12 protein-coding genes are annotated in these 12,518 nt (G+C 64.0%); 9 read left to right on the top strand and 3 right to left on the bottom strand.

The window, feature by feature from the left end:
• Positions 1-56 precede the first annotated feature (56 nt).
• Positions 57-629: a DUF3280 domain-containing protein gene (locus I3J27_RS26985; RefSeq protein WP_270161926.1), complete on the top strand. Its 573-nt coding sequence runs from the start codon at positions 57-59 to the stop codon at positions 627-629.
• A 38-nt stretch (positions 630-667) separates the two neighbouring features.
• On the opposite strand, the gene fghA is transcribed toward I3J27_RS26985, so the two are convergent.
• Complete coding sequence (fghA, locus tag I3J27_RS26980; protein WP_270161925.1) at positions 668-1,513, bottom strand: S-formylglutathione hydrolase; 846 nt, start codon at positions 1,511-1,513, stop codon at positions 668-670.
• 69 nt (positions 1,514-1,582) lie between these two features.
• Positions 1,583-2,203 carry a response regulator gene (locus tag I3J27_RS26975; RefSeq protein WP_014493646.1) on the bottom strand — a complete coding sequence of 207 codons (621 nt, stop codon included), beginning with the start codon at positions 2,201-2,203 and terminating at the stop codon, positions 1,583-1,585.
• Between the two features lie 141 nt (positions 2,204-2,344).
• Between I3J27_RS26975 and I3J27_RS26970 the strand changes: the two genes are divergently transcribed.
• The 5 genes from I3J27_RS26970 (at position 2,345) to I3J27_RS26950 (ending at position 8,246) form a co-directional block, all read left to right on the top strand.
• On the top strand, positions 2,345-3,700 hold the full coding sequence (locus tag I3J27_RS26970) for a histidine kinase (protein WP_270161924.1): 1,356 nt from the start codon (positions 2,345-2,347) through the stop codon (positions 3,698-3,700).
• A 173-nt stretch (positions 3,701-3,873) separates the two neighbouring features.
• The gene (locus I3J27_RS26965) at positions 3,874-6,339 is read left to right on the top strand and encodes a TonB-dependent receptor (protein ID WP_270161923.1); all 2,466 of its coding nucleotides are present in this window, start codon (positions 3,874-3,876) and stop codon (positions 6,337-6,339) included.
• A 203-nt stretch (positions 6,340-6,542) separates the two neighbouring features.
• Positions 6,543-7,466: a hypothetical protein gene (locus I3J27_RS26960; RefSeq protein WP_270161922.1), complete on the top strand. Its 924-nt coding sequence runs from the start codon at positions 6,543-6,545 to the stop codon at positions 7,464-7,466.
• Positions 7,467-7,610: 144 nt separating this feature from the next.
• Positions 7,611-7,778, top strand: a complete 168-nt coding sequence (locus tag I3J27_RS26955) for a hypothetical protein (RefSeq protein ID WP_270161921.1) — start codon at positions 7,611-7,613, stop codon at positions 7,776-7,778.
• Between the two features lie 60 nt (positions 7,779-7,838).
• Positions 7,839-8,246: a hypothetical protein gene (locus I3J27_RS26950; RefSeq protein WP_270161920.1), complete on the top strand. Its 408-nt coding sequence runs from the start codon at positions 7,839-7,841 to the stop codon at positions 8,244-8,246.
• Between the two features lie 14 nt (positions 8,247-8,260).
• Here the strand turns inward: I3J27_RS26950 and I3J27_RS26945 are convergent, their stop codons facing one another.
• On the bottom strand, positions 8,261-8,959 hold the full coding sequence (locus tag I3J27_RS26945; RefSeq protein WP_270161919.1) for a GntR family transcriptional regulator: 699 nt from the start codon (positions 8,957-8,959) through the stop codon (positions 8,261-8,263).
• 132 nt (positions 8,960-9,091) lie between these two features.
• On the opposite strand from I3J27_RS26945, the gene I3J27_RS26940 reads away from it, so the two are divergent.
• From I3J27_RS26940 to I3J27_RS26930, 3 genes are read left to right on the top strand one after another with little or no spacing between them, the layout of a single operon-like run.
• Positions 9,092-9,991, top strand: a complete 900-nt coding sequence (locus tag I3J27_RS26940) for a VOC family protein (RefSeq protein ID WP_270161918.1) — start codon at positions 9,092-9,094, stop codon at positions 9,989-9,991.
• Complete coding sequence (locus I3J27_RS26935) at positions 9,988-11,610, top strand: bifunctional 3-(3-hydroxy-phenyl)propionate/3-hydroxycinnamic acid hydroxylase (protein ID WP_270161917.1); 1,623 nt, start codon at positions 9,988-9,990, stop codon at positions 11,608-11,610. Before I3J27_RS26940 ends, I3J27_RS26935 begins: the two co-directional genes overlap by 4 nt.
• Positions 11,607-12,452: a fumarylacetoacetate hydrolase family protein gene (locus tag I3J27_RS26930; protein ID WP_270161916.1), complete on the top strand. Its 846-nt coding sequence runs from the start codon at positions 11,607-11,609 to the stop codon at positions 12,450-12,452. The genes I3J27_RS26935 and I3J27_RS26930 overlap by 4 nt, the downstream gene beginning before the upstream one ends.
• The last annotated feature ends 66 nt before the right edge of the window (positions 12,453-12,518 follow it).

Below are 12,518 nucleotides of genomic sequence, written 5' to 3'. Positions count from 1 at the left end.
TTCTCCAGGAGTTCTCCCCGGCTTGACCGCCGATGGAGAATTGTTTCTGCTAAAGCATGACCGATTTGTCAGGGCATGCAACCCCGCATTTCGTCCCCGCGCGCACGAGGGCTGGAATCACGATCATGCGAGCGCTGATATGTTTCGCGGCTTTGCTGTTGACGGGCTCAGTCGCGTTCGCCGATCCGCCGAAGCTCGTGGTGTTCGATTTCGAGCTGATCGACACCAGCCTGCCTGGCGAGTTCTACGGCTCCAAGCCGGAGGAAGCGCGGCTCGATCGCATCAGCGAGCAGCTCCGCAAGGAGCTGGCAGCGTCAGGCAAGTTCCAGCTGCTCGACATCGCACCGGTCAGGGATGCCGCCCGTCACGCCAATCTTCAGGCTTGCGGCCGCTGTGACCTCAAGCTCGCTGGGCAATTGGGCGCCGACCTCGAGATCACCGGCATGGTGCAGAAGGTCTCGAACCTGATCATCAATCTCAACATCTATCTGCGCGACGTGAAGACCGGCAACATGATCACGGCCGCCAGCGCCGACATGCGCGGCAACACCGATGAAGCCTGGACCCGCACGATGAGCTACCTGATCCGCAACCGGTTGCTGGCGCCGAATTACGGCAAGCCGGAGTAAGGGGCGCTGACCCTCCCCTCCAGGGGAGGGTAAGCAAATCACCCCTTCAACCTCTCCGCATGCCAGTGCAGATGATCGCCCATGAAGGTCGAGATGAAGTAATAGCTGTGGTCATATCCCGCCTGCCGCCGCAGCGTCAGCGGGATGCTGGCCTTGGCGCATGCAGCCTCCAGCAGCTCCGGCTTGAGCTGCTCTTTCAAGAAGTTGTCGGCCTCGCCGACGTCGACCAGGAAGCCGGAGTATTTCGCGCCGTCCTCGATCAGCGCCACGGTGTCGTGGCTGCGCCAGGCATCCTTGTTCGGCCCGAGATAGCCGGTCAGCGCCTTGATGCCCCAGGGCACGAGCGAGGGCGCGACGATCGGCGCGAACGCGCTGGCCGCGAGATAGCGGTGCGGGTTGCGCAGCGCCACCGTCAGTGCGCCGTGGCCGCCCATCGAATGGCCCATCACCGATTGGCGCTTGGCGTCGACCGGAAAGTTCTCCGCCACGAGTTTGGGCAATTCGTCGGTGACATAGCTCCACATGCGATAGTTGCGCGCGAACGGCTCTTGCGTCGCGTCGACATAGAAACCGGCGCCCAGGCCGAAATCATAGGCATTGTTGGCGTCGCCCGGCACGTCCGGCCCGCGCGGTGAGGTGTCGGGCGCGACGAAGATCAGGCCGAGCTCGGCGCAGGCTTTGCGAAATTCGCCCTTTTCGGTGACGTTGGCATGGGTGCAGGTGAGGCCGGAGAGATACCAGACCACGGGAAGCTTTGCGCCCTGCGCATGCGGGGGGACATAGACCGAGAACACCATGTCGGTTCCGGTCGCCTGGCTGGCATGGCGGTACACGCCCTGCACGCCGCCATAGGATGTATTGGTCGAGACAGTCTGGATCGTCATGCCGTTATGCTCCGTGGCATCTAACCACATCAGGATTGCAACGCTTGTGTGACCGAATTTTTGGCGATGTCAGGCGACGCCGCTGTCGATCGCCAGCCGCACCAACTCGACCGAGGTCTTCACCCCGAGCTTCTGGCGCATGATCGAGGAGGTGTTGGCCACCGTCTTGTAGGACGATTGCACCAGCCAGGCGATCTCGGACAGGCTCTTTCCGGCGCTCAGCAGCCGCAGGATCTCCATCTCGCGCGCGTTCAGCTTCGACAGCGGGCTCTGCGCCAGCGTCGGCCCTGCGAAGGCGATGCTGCGCGCGATCGCGGTCGGAAGGTAAGTGCCGCCGCCGCCGACGGCGCGGATCGCCTCGACGAGGTCATCGGGGTCGCCGGTCTTGGAGACGTAGCCCTTGGCGCCGCATTCGATCGCGCGCGCGGCGAAGGCGGGATCGTCGTTCATGCTGAACATGATGATGCGGGCCTCGGGTGCGCGCTCGAGGATGCGGCGCGCCAGCTCGAAGCCGGAGACGGTCGGCAGGTTGATGTCGATGATGCAGAGGTCGGGGCGCTCGACAATGAAGACGCACTCGCCGTCTTCGGCGTCGGCGGCCTCCAAAATCTCGATCTCGCCTTCGTCGGCCAGCACGGCACGGCAGCCGGAGGCGACAATGGGATGATCGTCGACGATCAGAATGCGCATAGGCGTTCCCCGCGACAGCGCCAGCCTGTTTCGCGCCCGGCCGGGATTGCTGTACGCTTTCGATTAGATATCGGGCGCTTCGCCTCTGTCAACGTCATCGGACAGGCGCGGGCCAACCTTCGCGGGGCACGGACGACACCCATGTGGCAAAATCTATCCTTGCGCGCGCGCATCACCCTCCTGCTGGCGCTGCTGCTGGCACTCGGCCTCGCGGTCAATATCGGCCGCCAGGTCGCGGAGGCCGGGCCGCGGGTGCAGGCCGAGGACCAGAGCGTGATCCGGCTTGCGCGCGAATTCATCGAGATGATCGTGGCGGATCTGAACGAGGCGCCCGATCCGGATGCCCGGCTGAACCAGATCGCGCGCGATCTCAGCCGCCTGCGCCATGTCAGCATCGCCCTCAAGGATGCCGGCGGGAACTCGCTGACGCCGCCCCGGGCCGATGCCGACGATGCGCGCGGGCCGCCGGCCTGGTTCGTCGGCCTTGTTCATCCCGAGCAGACCGCGGTGAGCGTGCCCGTTTCAATCCATGGCAAGCCGGGGACGCTGGTGATCACTGCGCATCCCGATGACGAGATCGCCGAGATCTGGGATGCCATCGTCACCCAGCTCGAGGTCGGCTCGGTGATCGCGCTCGCGCTGTTCCTGGTGATGATGAATGTGATCGGGCGGGCGCTGGCGCCGCTTCAGTCCCTGGCGAACACGATGGCCGAGCTCGAGGGCGGGCGATATCAGGCGCGCGTCACGCCGGGCGGCGCGCCCGAGCTCGCCGCGATCTGCACCAAGCTCAACCACCTTGCGGCAACGCTCGGCGAGGCGGTCGAGGACAAGCGGCGCCTCGCCGAGCGCACGGTGTCGCTCCAGGACGTCGAGCGCAAGGAAATCGCGCGCGAGCTGCACGACGAGTTCGGGCCGTATCTGTTCTCGCTGCGCGCGCATGCGAGCGCGCTGGCCAAGCAGGCAGATGGACGCGCGCCGAGCGCGGAGGCGGTGCGAAAACACGGCAGCGCCATGCTGGAACAGATCAACGCGCTCCAGCAGTTCAACCGCCGCGTGCTGGAACGGCTCCGGCCGGTGGGCCTTGCCGAGCTCGGCCTGCGCCAGGCGCTGGAATCGCTGTCGCGGCTGTGGCGGGAGTCGCATCCCGACGTCGCGATCAAGACCGTGATCTCGCCGTCGCTCGGGGTCACCGGCGAGACCGCCGATCTCACCATCTACCGCATCGTTCAGGAGGCGCTCACCAACGTGTTCCGCCACGCCGGCGCGACCTCGGTCAACGTCGTCATCGAGCCCGTGGAGCCGGTGGAACGCGACGGCCGCGGCCGCGCCAGGGTGCGGGTCAGCGACAATGGCCGCGGCATGGAGCCGGGCCAGAAGCTCGGCTTCGGCCTCGTCGGCATGCGCGAGCGGATTTTGGCGCTGGGCGGCACGCTCAGCGTCGTCTCCGGCGATGGCGGTCTGACCGTCGAGGCGCTGGTTCCGACGGCGGCGGCCTGATCAGATCCATGCTCAAACAATCAATCGGGAAAAATTCCCGATTTGATCGGGAAAACGGGCGCGGAGATTGCCAGACCTTTTGTGGCTGGCGGGATCGCGACCGCCGACTACACTCATCTCGACCAAACGGCGAAAATCAAAACAGCCGGTGGTCACGGATGGGAAGGCAGGGGATGGGCAAGCGTCGTTTGTTGATGGCCTCGGTGTCGACGGGGCTGATGTCGGGGTTGGTTTTCGCCGGCCCCGCGGGGGCCGCGCAGGACGAGCAGACCAACGTCCAGAACCTGCCTGCGGTCGAGGTGACGGCGCCATCGCAGCCGACGGCGAGGCGCAGCGCGCCGCCGCGACCGGTCGCGCGCGTGGGAGCGCCGTCCTCCGCCAGCCCCCGGACACGCCTTTATGTCTACCCGACCTCGCCGGGCACCGGCCGCGGTCTCGAGGTCGACAAGGTCCCTTCGGCAATCAACGCGGTCGATGCCAACCAGATCAAGCGGACGGGCTCGCTGAACATCACCGACGCGTTGCGCGACAATATCGCCGGCGTCAACATCACCGAGGTCACCGGCAATCCGTTTCAGCCGGATGTCGAGTTTCGCGGCTTCGTCGCGTCGCCCGTGACGGGCACGCCGCAAGGCCTCGCCGTGTACCAGAACGGTGTCCGCATCAACGAAGCCTTCTCGGACGCCGTCAACTGGGACCTGATCCCGACGGCGGCGATCAGGTCGGTGACGCTCGTGACCAACAATCCCGCCTTCGGCCTCAACGCGCTGGGCGGCGCGATCAATTTGCAGATGAAGGACGGCTTCACCTATCAGGGCGCCGAGCTCGATCTCATGGGCGGCTCGTTCGGCCGCATCCAGGGCTCGGCACAATGGGGCAAGACGGTCGACAAGAATTACGGCGTCTATGCCGCGGTCGAAGGCCTGCGGGACAACGGTTTCCGTAATTTCTCCCAATCGACCGTGCGGCGCTTCTACGGCGATGTCGGCTACAAGGCGGGCGACAGCGAATTCCACGCCAACATGGGCGTTGCGAAAAACGATTTCGGTGCCAGCGCCACCGTGCCCGCCGAGCTGCTCGATAAATATTGGGGCGCGACCTACACGACCCCGCAGACCACCTCCAACCGCGTCGGCTATCTCAACCTGACCGGCAAGGTCGATGCAACGCCGACCTGGACGCTCGAAGGCACCGCCCATGTGCGCCGGTACGAGCAGAAGCTCGTCGACGGCAATCCGACCGACGCGCAGGAATGCACCGATCCGGGGCTCGTTGGCCTTCTTTGCTTTGGCGACGGCGCCACACCCGCGAACGGCACGAACGGCCTGCCGCTTGCCAATCCCTTCGCATCGGGGACGATCCTCGGCGAGATCGACCGGAGCACGATACGGTCGACCACCTTCGGCGTATCGGGGCAGGCCACCAACACCGATCAACTGTTCGGGCACGACAACCGGTTCGTGATGGGCGCAACCTACGACGCCAGTGTCACGCGCTATAACGCCACCGCCGAGATCGGCACGATGGGCGAGAACTACGTCGTCAGCGGCAGCGGCCTCTTTCTGGGGCCGACCGGCGTACCTGATACCGTTGCGGGTCCCGTCTCGCTGCGAACGGTCAACCAGTATAACGGCCTGTACGCGATGGATACGTTCAATGTGACGGATGCCTTCGCCATCACGGGCGGCGGCCGCTTCAACGCGGCGCGCATCACGCTGGAAGATCAGCTCGGCACCGATCTCAACGGCGACCACACCTTCTATCGCTTCAACCCGGTCATCGGCGGCACCTATAAGATCAATCCCGAGCTGACGGCCTATGCCGGCTATTCCGAGGCCAACCGCGTGCCGACGCCGCTCGAGCTCGGCTGCTCCGATCCGGCGCGTCCCTGTCTGATTGCAGCGTTCCTCGTCTCCGACCCGCCGCTGAAGCAGGTCGTGTCCAAGACCATTGAAGCGGGCCTGCGCGGCACCAGGGAGTTGAATATCGGCACGCTCGGCTGGAAGATCGGCGGTTTCCGGGCCACCAATTATGACGACATCGTCGCCGTTCCCGCGGTCGGACGTACCGGCTTCGGCTATTTCACCAATGTCGGCAGGACGCGGCGTCAGGGGCTGGAAGCCGAGGTCAACATCAAGTCGCCCACGCTTCAATTCCAGGCGAGCTATGCGTTCGTCGACGCGCGCTATCTCGACGCGTTCGCACTTGGCTCCGAAAGTCCGTTCGCCGATCCCGCCACCGAGACCATCCAGGTCCTGCCCGGCAATCAGCTCCCCGCGATTCCGCGCCACCGCGTCAAGATCGGTATCGACTACAACGTCACCGACGTCTGGAAGGTCGGCGGCAACGCACTGTTCGTCTCCAGCCAGTATTTCGTCGGCGACGAGTCCAACCAATATTCGAAGCTGCCGTCCTACACGGTGTTCAACCTCCACACGTCCTATCAGGTGACGAAGAACTTCCAGCTTTACGGCCGTGTCGACAACGTCTTCGACAAGCGCTACGCGACCTACGGCCAATTCTTCGACACGGGCGCCGTGCCCAACTTCACCAATGGTGGCGCCGACTTCACCGACCCGCGCTCGCTCAGCCCGGCAAGGCCACGGGCGTTCTATGCGGGGATGCGGGTGACGTTCTAGGCCGGTGGTATTGCGTCGACGCCGGCAGGCGCGCGAACTGGCATTGCTCCCCGTGACGGAACTCGCCGAACGAAGCGGCGCTCTTCCATTGGTAGATCACGTTCGATTGTTCAACCGATTAACGGATTGTTAGACCGTTCTAGCGCAAGTAAGCGCTGAAACGAATAACAACCATGCCGGGTTCCATGACCCGGAACAATCGCATGAATGTACCGGCTTTCCTGATCGCAGCGGCTCTCGGCGCAGCATTCCTCGGTGTGGAGTACCAGTGGTACTACCAGCCCGACATGTTCAACTCCGATGTCGTGCTCAGCGCCTTCTCCTCGGAACATGCGAAAGCCCGCGCGGCCGTTCGTCATGCGCTGATCGACCCGGACTCGGCTAAATTCAGCGCATTGCGCTCGGTCGAGGCCGACGCGGCGAGATATGTTTGCGGCGCTGTCAAAGCAAGAGACAAGTCCGCCCAATTCGTCGATGCCGCTTTCGTTTACACCGTGGCGATCGACTTTGCCCGCGTCGATGATGACGGCCGGATCACGAACCAGCGCTCGGGATTCAGATCTTGCCCCGCTGAAATCGACAAGGTCGCGCAGCAGAAGCCGGCTTCATCGCCCGGTGTGTTGTCCATCGCGAAGACCGTCCAGAAATTGCAGGCCGACACGTCGGCTGCCTCAGTCCTGACGACGCTTGCGCCATCGGCGGGCGGACAGTCCTCCGGCGGCACAATGGAGCAACAGATCCGCGAGTTGGCCGCCAAGACTGGCCCGTCTGACTCTGCAAATGGAGGGCAGTCAGGTCCGACGGTGGCGCGTGGAGATGGCAAGGAGAGCGAGCGGCGAGCCGATCAGCCTCCGGTCGCATGGCCCACGTTCCCTCCAGATCATCCGTTAGGGAAGTCGACCCGGAAGCGGACCCCGTCCGAAGCACTGGCCATGGCGAAAGACGTCGCGGAACGTTGGGAGCGCGCGAAGTCGTCCGGAGATGTCACGATGCGTCCCTCGTCGGACGAAATCAAAGAGGCCTGCCGAGCGCTCCTGACGATCGATCCCAAGGACAGCGAATATCAAAAAGCTTGGGCGGCTTTCTCGCAACTCCGGAAAATGGACAGCGACATTGCGATGAAATGAACGGGAAGGGCGGAACTGGCTTTCCGCTGCCGCAGCCTGGCTCACTTCGTCCTCTTTAACCGACCGTCAACCATCGCAAATGATCGGAAAATTTTAACGAAACTCCTCGGCTCTGTCCGCGTCGGTATGCCGGAGGGCCATCTGATGACGGAACGCCAGTTGAGAGAGCAGGAATTCCAGCTCGCGCGCTATCGGCGCCTGGAGCAGGAAGTCACCGATCCGCTTGCCGCGTGCCTGCTTCACAGCATCGTCGAGGAACTCGAAGCGGAGCTGCGAAAGGACCGCCCGGATTGGCACGGGCCGCGCAATTAACGCTTTGTTAGCGCTGATCATGCGGACTATCCGCGTGGGAATACCAGGGAGACTGCTCCCATGCTGAAGGACGGCACCTACGCGGCGTGGTACAAGACGCCGCTGGATCAGGGGACCGGGATCGTCCATGTCGCGGACGGCCAGATCTGGGGCCGCGACAGCCTGATGACGTATCACGGCTCCTGCAAGGTGGATGGGGATCGCTTCACCGCAACCGTCTCGACGAAGCGCCATACCGACGGACGCGCAACGGTCTTCGGCAACGACGACGAGCTCACGCTCGTCATCGAGGGACACTGCCCCGGCAAGATCGCGACCTACACGGCGACGGCAGCACAAGTGCCGGGCATGATCCTGCAGGGAACGCTCATTCTCACCGAGCAACCGCCGCTGCCACCCGAGCAAGTCGGGGAGCTCCCGGCGTTCGATCCTGCCAAGCTTCCGAAATTGCCGAAGCGCTCGCGCTAAAGATCGCGGCGAAGCTACGCCAGCAACCCGTCGAGATCGGAATAGATGACGGCGGCCGTGCGCTGATAGTGCTGCTGAAGCAGAAGCACGGCCTGCTCGCTATCCTTGGCGAGAACTGCCTGAAGGATCTGGCTGTGCTCGGCGCCGACCTTGCGGGCCGGATAGGCCTTCGCGATCGACATCATGCGATACCGATAGAGCCGATCGGCGAGTTGCTCGCAGAAGCCAAGCAGAGGCCGCGAACCGCAAAGGCCGATCAGCGTCGCGTGGAACGCGCGGTGCACCTTTTCCCAGTCCGGATTGTCCTCGAATGTGGCGGGCTTGAGCGATCGCGGCGTGCGATCGAGCCGGTGATGCGCCACCAGCAGAGCTTCTTCCCAGACCTGGGTCGCATTCTGCATGGACTCGCGGAGCGCCAGCCCTTCGACCCAGCACCTCGTCTTGGTCAACTCCTGGAGCTCTTCCTTGCTGACCTCTTTCACATAGAAGCCGCGCTGCTCCATGCCGACGACGAATTCTTCGGTCGTCAGGCGGTTGAGGGCCTCGCGCAATGGCGTCTGTCCGACGTTGTACTGCTCCATCAGGAAGCGCGACTGCAGTTTGCGTCCGGGCTCGAGCCGCGTGGTCAGGATGTCGGCCTTGAGGCGCGCGTAGATCGTGGTCGCCAGCGTTGCCGGCTGGTCCGCCTTCGGGCTTGGCAGGTCAGGGCTCATGGGAATCCATCGGAATCTCTATGCTTGTGTACATTAGCAGAGCCCGGACCAATTATTTATAAATTTTGTCTTTACCATCGGTTTTATACATATTAAGGAACTGACGTTCGCGGTCCCTGACAAGGAAGTCCAATGTCCGACTTTCCGGTGACGGCCCTGCGCAGCGTCGAGATTACGACGCCGCAGCTTGCCGGCTCGGTCGAGTTCTACAGCAAGGTCTGGGGCCTCGACGTTGCGGCGGAATCGGGCGGCACGGCGTACCTCGCTGCAACGGGCAGCGACTTTCACGTTCTCGAGCTCACGGCCGGTGAAGCGACGTCGCTCCGCAAGGTCAGCTTCCGCGTCCGCTCACAGGAGGATTTGCACCGCCTGTTCGCGCGTGCGCGGCAAGCCGGCTGCGAGGTGATCAGTTCGCCCGGGCCATCGCCTGCACCGTCGGGAGGCGAAAGCTTTCTGGTTCGCGAACCGCAGGGGTGCGCCATGGAATTTGTTCATGGTGATCGTACCAAGGCGGCGCGCGTGATCGCGGAGCGCCCCGAGCGGCTGGCGCATGTCAACATCAACAGCGCCGATGTCGAGAGGCTTTCGGCCTTCTACCAGGAGGTTCTGGGATTTCGGCTGTCGGATCGGTCGAAGCTGATGGCCTTCCTCTGCTGCAATAGCGATCACCATGCGATCGTGGTTGCCGACGCCCCTCGCAACGGCCTCAACCACATTGCCTTCCTCATGCCTGATCTGGAGTCCGTCATGCGGGGCTCCGGTCGCATGGTGGACCACGGCTATCCGATCGGCTGGGGCGTCGGCCGGCATGGGCCGGGCGACAACGTGTTTGCCTATTTCGTCGATCCGGCCGGTATCGTCATCGAATACACCGCCGAAGTCTTGCAGATTGACGACAGCTATGTCGCGAAAGGTCCGGGCGATTGGGTCTGGCCGCCGGGACGAACCGATCAGTGGGGCATCGCCCCGCCGAAATCCGACGCGTGCAAGAAGGCGCAGGTCGCCGTTCCTTTCGCGAAGGCTCGCACATGACGGAGAGGGCTGGCGCCACTGATTATGACGTGCTCGTCGTCGGCTTCGGGCCGACCGGCGCCGTTGCCGCAGGCCAGCTCGGTCGCCTCGGTCATCGCACCCTTGTGATCGACCGGCTCACCGCCGTCTATGACAAGCCGCGCGCGATTGCTCTCGATCATGAGATCTTTCGTCATTTCGACAATATGGGCCTTGCGGAGGCGATCTCGCCGTTCGTCGAGCCTTTCACCGCCTCGGAGCACTTTGGCGTCGACGGTCAGTTGATCCGGCGTATCGACATGGTCGCAAAGCCCTATCCGCTCGGCTACACGCCGAGCATGGTGTTCAGCCAGCCCGCGGTCGAGGCCGAGCTGCGCCGCCACGCGACCAGCTTTTCCAACGTGCGGGTCGAGCTCGGCGTCGAACTGCTCGATCTCGTGCAAACGCCGGATCGTGTCGAGGCTCGGCTGAAGGACGGCGACGGATGGCACCGCTCCGTAACCGCGCGCTATGTGATCGGCTGCGATGGTGCCGCGAGCACGGTGCGTCAGATCGCAGGCCTCGACCTCGAGGATCTCATCTTCGATGAGCCCTGGCTGGTCGTCGACGTGCGCGTGAAAGAGAGTGCGCTGGCCCGCCTGCCGCGATGCTCGGCGCAATTCTGCAATCCGTCGCGCCCCGTGAGCTTCCTCATCGGCCCGAACAACCACCGCCGCTGGGAGATCATGCTGCTGCCGGGCGAAGACGCGCGGCAGATGGAGCGGCCCGACAATGTCTGGAAGCTGCTCTCGCCCTGGCTCACGCCGAATGACGGGGAATTGTGGCGAGCGGCGTCCTATCGCTTCCACGCTCTCGTTGCAACCGATTGGCGCAGCGGCAAGATACTAATCGCCGGCGACGCCGCGCATCAGCAGCCTCCCTTCATCGGCCAGGGCATGTGCCAGGGCCTGCGCGACGCCACGAACCTCGTCTGGAAGCTGGATCGGGTGCTCAAGGGATTGTCTTCCGACAGCCTGCTCGACAGCTACACGGTTGAACGCAAGCAGCACGTGATCGAGCTGACCGGCAAGATCAAGGCGATCGGCCAATCCATCTGCGAACGTGATCTGGCTGCGGCTCGGCGGCGCGATGCGCAAGTGCTGGCAGACGGCGGCGGCAAGCCGCTCCTCGTGACACGGCAGGAGATCATTCCGCCGCTGCGCGCAGGCTGTCTGGCAAGTCGCGAAACGCCGGCGCGCGGCAGCCTGTTTCCACAGCCGCGCGTCGCCAGCGGCGGTACGGTTCGCTTGCTGGACGGCGTGACAGGATCCGGCTGGCGGCTGTTCGTCGACGGCTGCAGCAATGATGCCGCTGCCATGCTCTCGCTTGGCGCCCTGTGCCCGGACATATCTGCAACCGCAGTCGCACCTGCCGGCACCAGCCGGCCGAACGCGCTCGAAGAGACCGAGGACGTGCTGGCGAGCTGGTTCGCCCGTCACGGTGTCATCGCAGCGATCGTCCGGCCCGACCATTACGTCTTCGGCACCGCGCGCAATCCCGCCGAGCTCGATGGTCTCCTGCGCGATGTCGATGCGCGTCTTCGTGACGTGCCGGCCATGCGAGACAAGATTTCCGATCCGAAAATGGAGAGAACGCCGTGAAACTGACCACCGTAGCGATCGACGGGCGGACCACCTGGGGCATTGTCGAGGGTGACACCTTCCTGGATGTCGGCACCGTGCTTGGTACGCGCTATGCCGACCTCAAGGCGGCCATCGGCTCCGGCTTAGCTGGAGTTGCGGATGCAAGGTCCGCGGCCGCTGCCGTTCCGGTCTCGAAAGTCGTCTGGCTGCCGGTCATCCCGAATCCGGACAAGATCCTGTGTGTGGGCCTGAACTACGAGACCCATCGCAAGGAGACCGGCCGCGCCGAGGTCGATCATCCCACCATCTTCTCGCGCTATGCCAACAGCCAGACCGGACATCTGCGTCCGATCGTGCGGCCGCGCGTCTCCACCCACCTCGATTTCGAGGGCGAGCTTGCGGTCATCATCGGCAAGGCGGGGCGCTACATCACCCGCGACGACGCCATGAATCATGTCGTCGGCTATGCCTGCTACAATGACGGCAGCATCCGCGACTTCCAGCGTCACACCCATCAGTTCACGCCGGGCAAGAATTTTCCGGACACCGGCGCCTTCGGGCCCTGGATGATGACGCCGGACGAGCTCGGCCCGCTGGACGAGCTCAAGCTGCAGACCCGCCTCAACGGACAGGTCATGCAGGAAGCGCGGATCAAGCAGATGATCTTCGATATCCCGCGCCAGATCGAATATTGCTCCACGTTTACGCGGCTCGAGCCCGGCGACGTCATCGTCAGCGGAACGCCGGGCGGCGTTGGTGCGCGGCGCGAGCCGCCGCTCTGGATGAAGCCCGGCGATGTCGTCGAGATCGAGGTCGAACGCCTCGGTGTGCTCAGGAACGTCGTCGAAGACGAAGCCTGATCGAACGGCCGCGGCCGGTGACGGCATGCGGACGACCAACAAAAACCCGCAAAGCGGGATCTTCCA

Origin of the sequence: Bradyrhizobium xenonodulans, from assembly GCF_027594865.1 — a bacterium.
Lineage (GTDB): Bacteria > Pseudomonadota > Alphaproteobacteria > Rhizobiales > Xanthobacteraceae > Bradyrhizobium > Bradyrhizobium xenonodulans.
This window is presented reverse-complemented; position numbering and strand designations above follow the sequence as displayed.

Coding starts and splice junctions, on each gene's coding strand:
- fghA (WP_270161925.1), bottom strand. CDS start 1,513: ATGACGATCCAGACTGTCTCGACCAATACATCCTATGGCGGCGTGCAG.
- I3J27_RS26965 (WP_270161923.1), top strand. CDS start 3,874: ATGGGCAAGCGTCGTTTGTTGATGGCCTCGGTGTCGACGGGGCTGATG.
- I3J27_RS26975 (WP_014493646.1), bottom strand. CDS start 2,203: ATGCGCATTCTGATCGTCGACGATCATCCCATTGTCGCCTCCGGCTGC.
- I3J27_RS26960 (WP_270161922.1), top strand. CDS start 6,543: ATGAATGTACCGGCTTTCCTGATCGCAGCGGCTCTCGGCGCAGCATTC.
- I3J27_RS26935 (WP_270161917.1), top strand. CDS start 9,988: ATGACGGAGAGGGCTGGCGCCACTGATTATGACGTGCTCGTCGTCGGC.
- I3J27_RS26985 (WP_270161926.1), top strand. CDS start 57: ATGACCGATTTGTCAGGGCATGCAACCCCGCATTTCGTCCCCGCGCGC.
- I3J27_RS26950 (WP_270161920.1), top strand. CDS start 7,839: ATGCTGAAGGACGGCACCTACGCGGCGTGGTACAAGACGCCGCTGGAT.
- I3J27_RS26970 (WP_270161924.1), top strand. CDS start 2,345: ATGTGGCAAAATCTATCCTTGCGCGCGCGCATCACCCTCCTGCTGGCG.
- I3J27_RS26955 (WP_270161921.1), top strand. CDS start 7,611: ATGACGGAACGCCAGTTGAGAGAGCAGGAATTCCAGCTCGCGCGCTAT.
- I3J27_RS26945 (WP_270161919.1), bottom strand. CDS start 8,959: ATGAGCCCTGACCTGCCAAGCCCGAAGGCGGACCAGCCGGCAACGCTG.
- I3J27_RS26940 (WP_270161918.1), top strand. CDS start 9,092: ATGTCCGACTTTCCGGTGACGGCCCTGCGCAGCGTCGAGATTACGACG.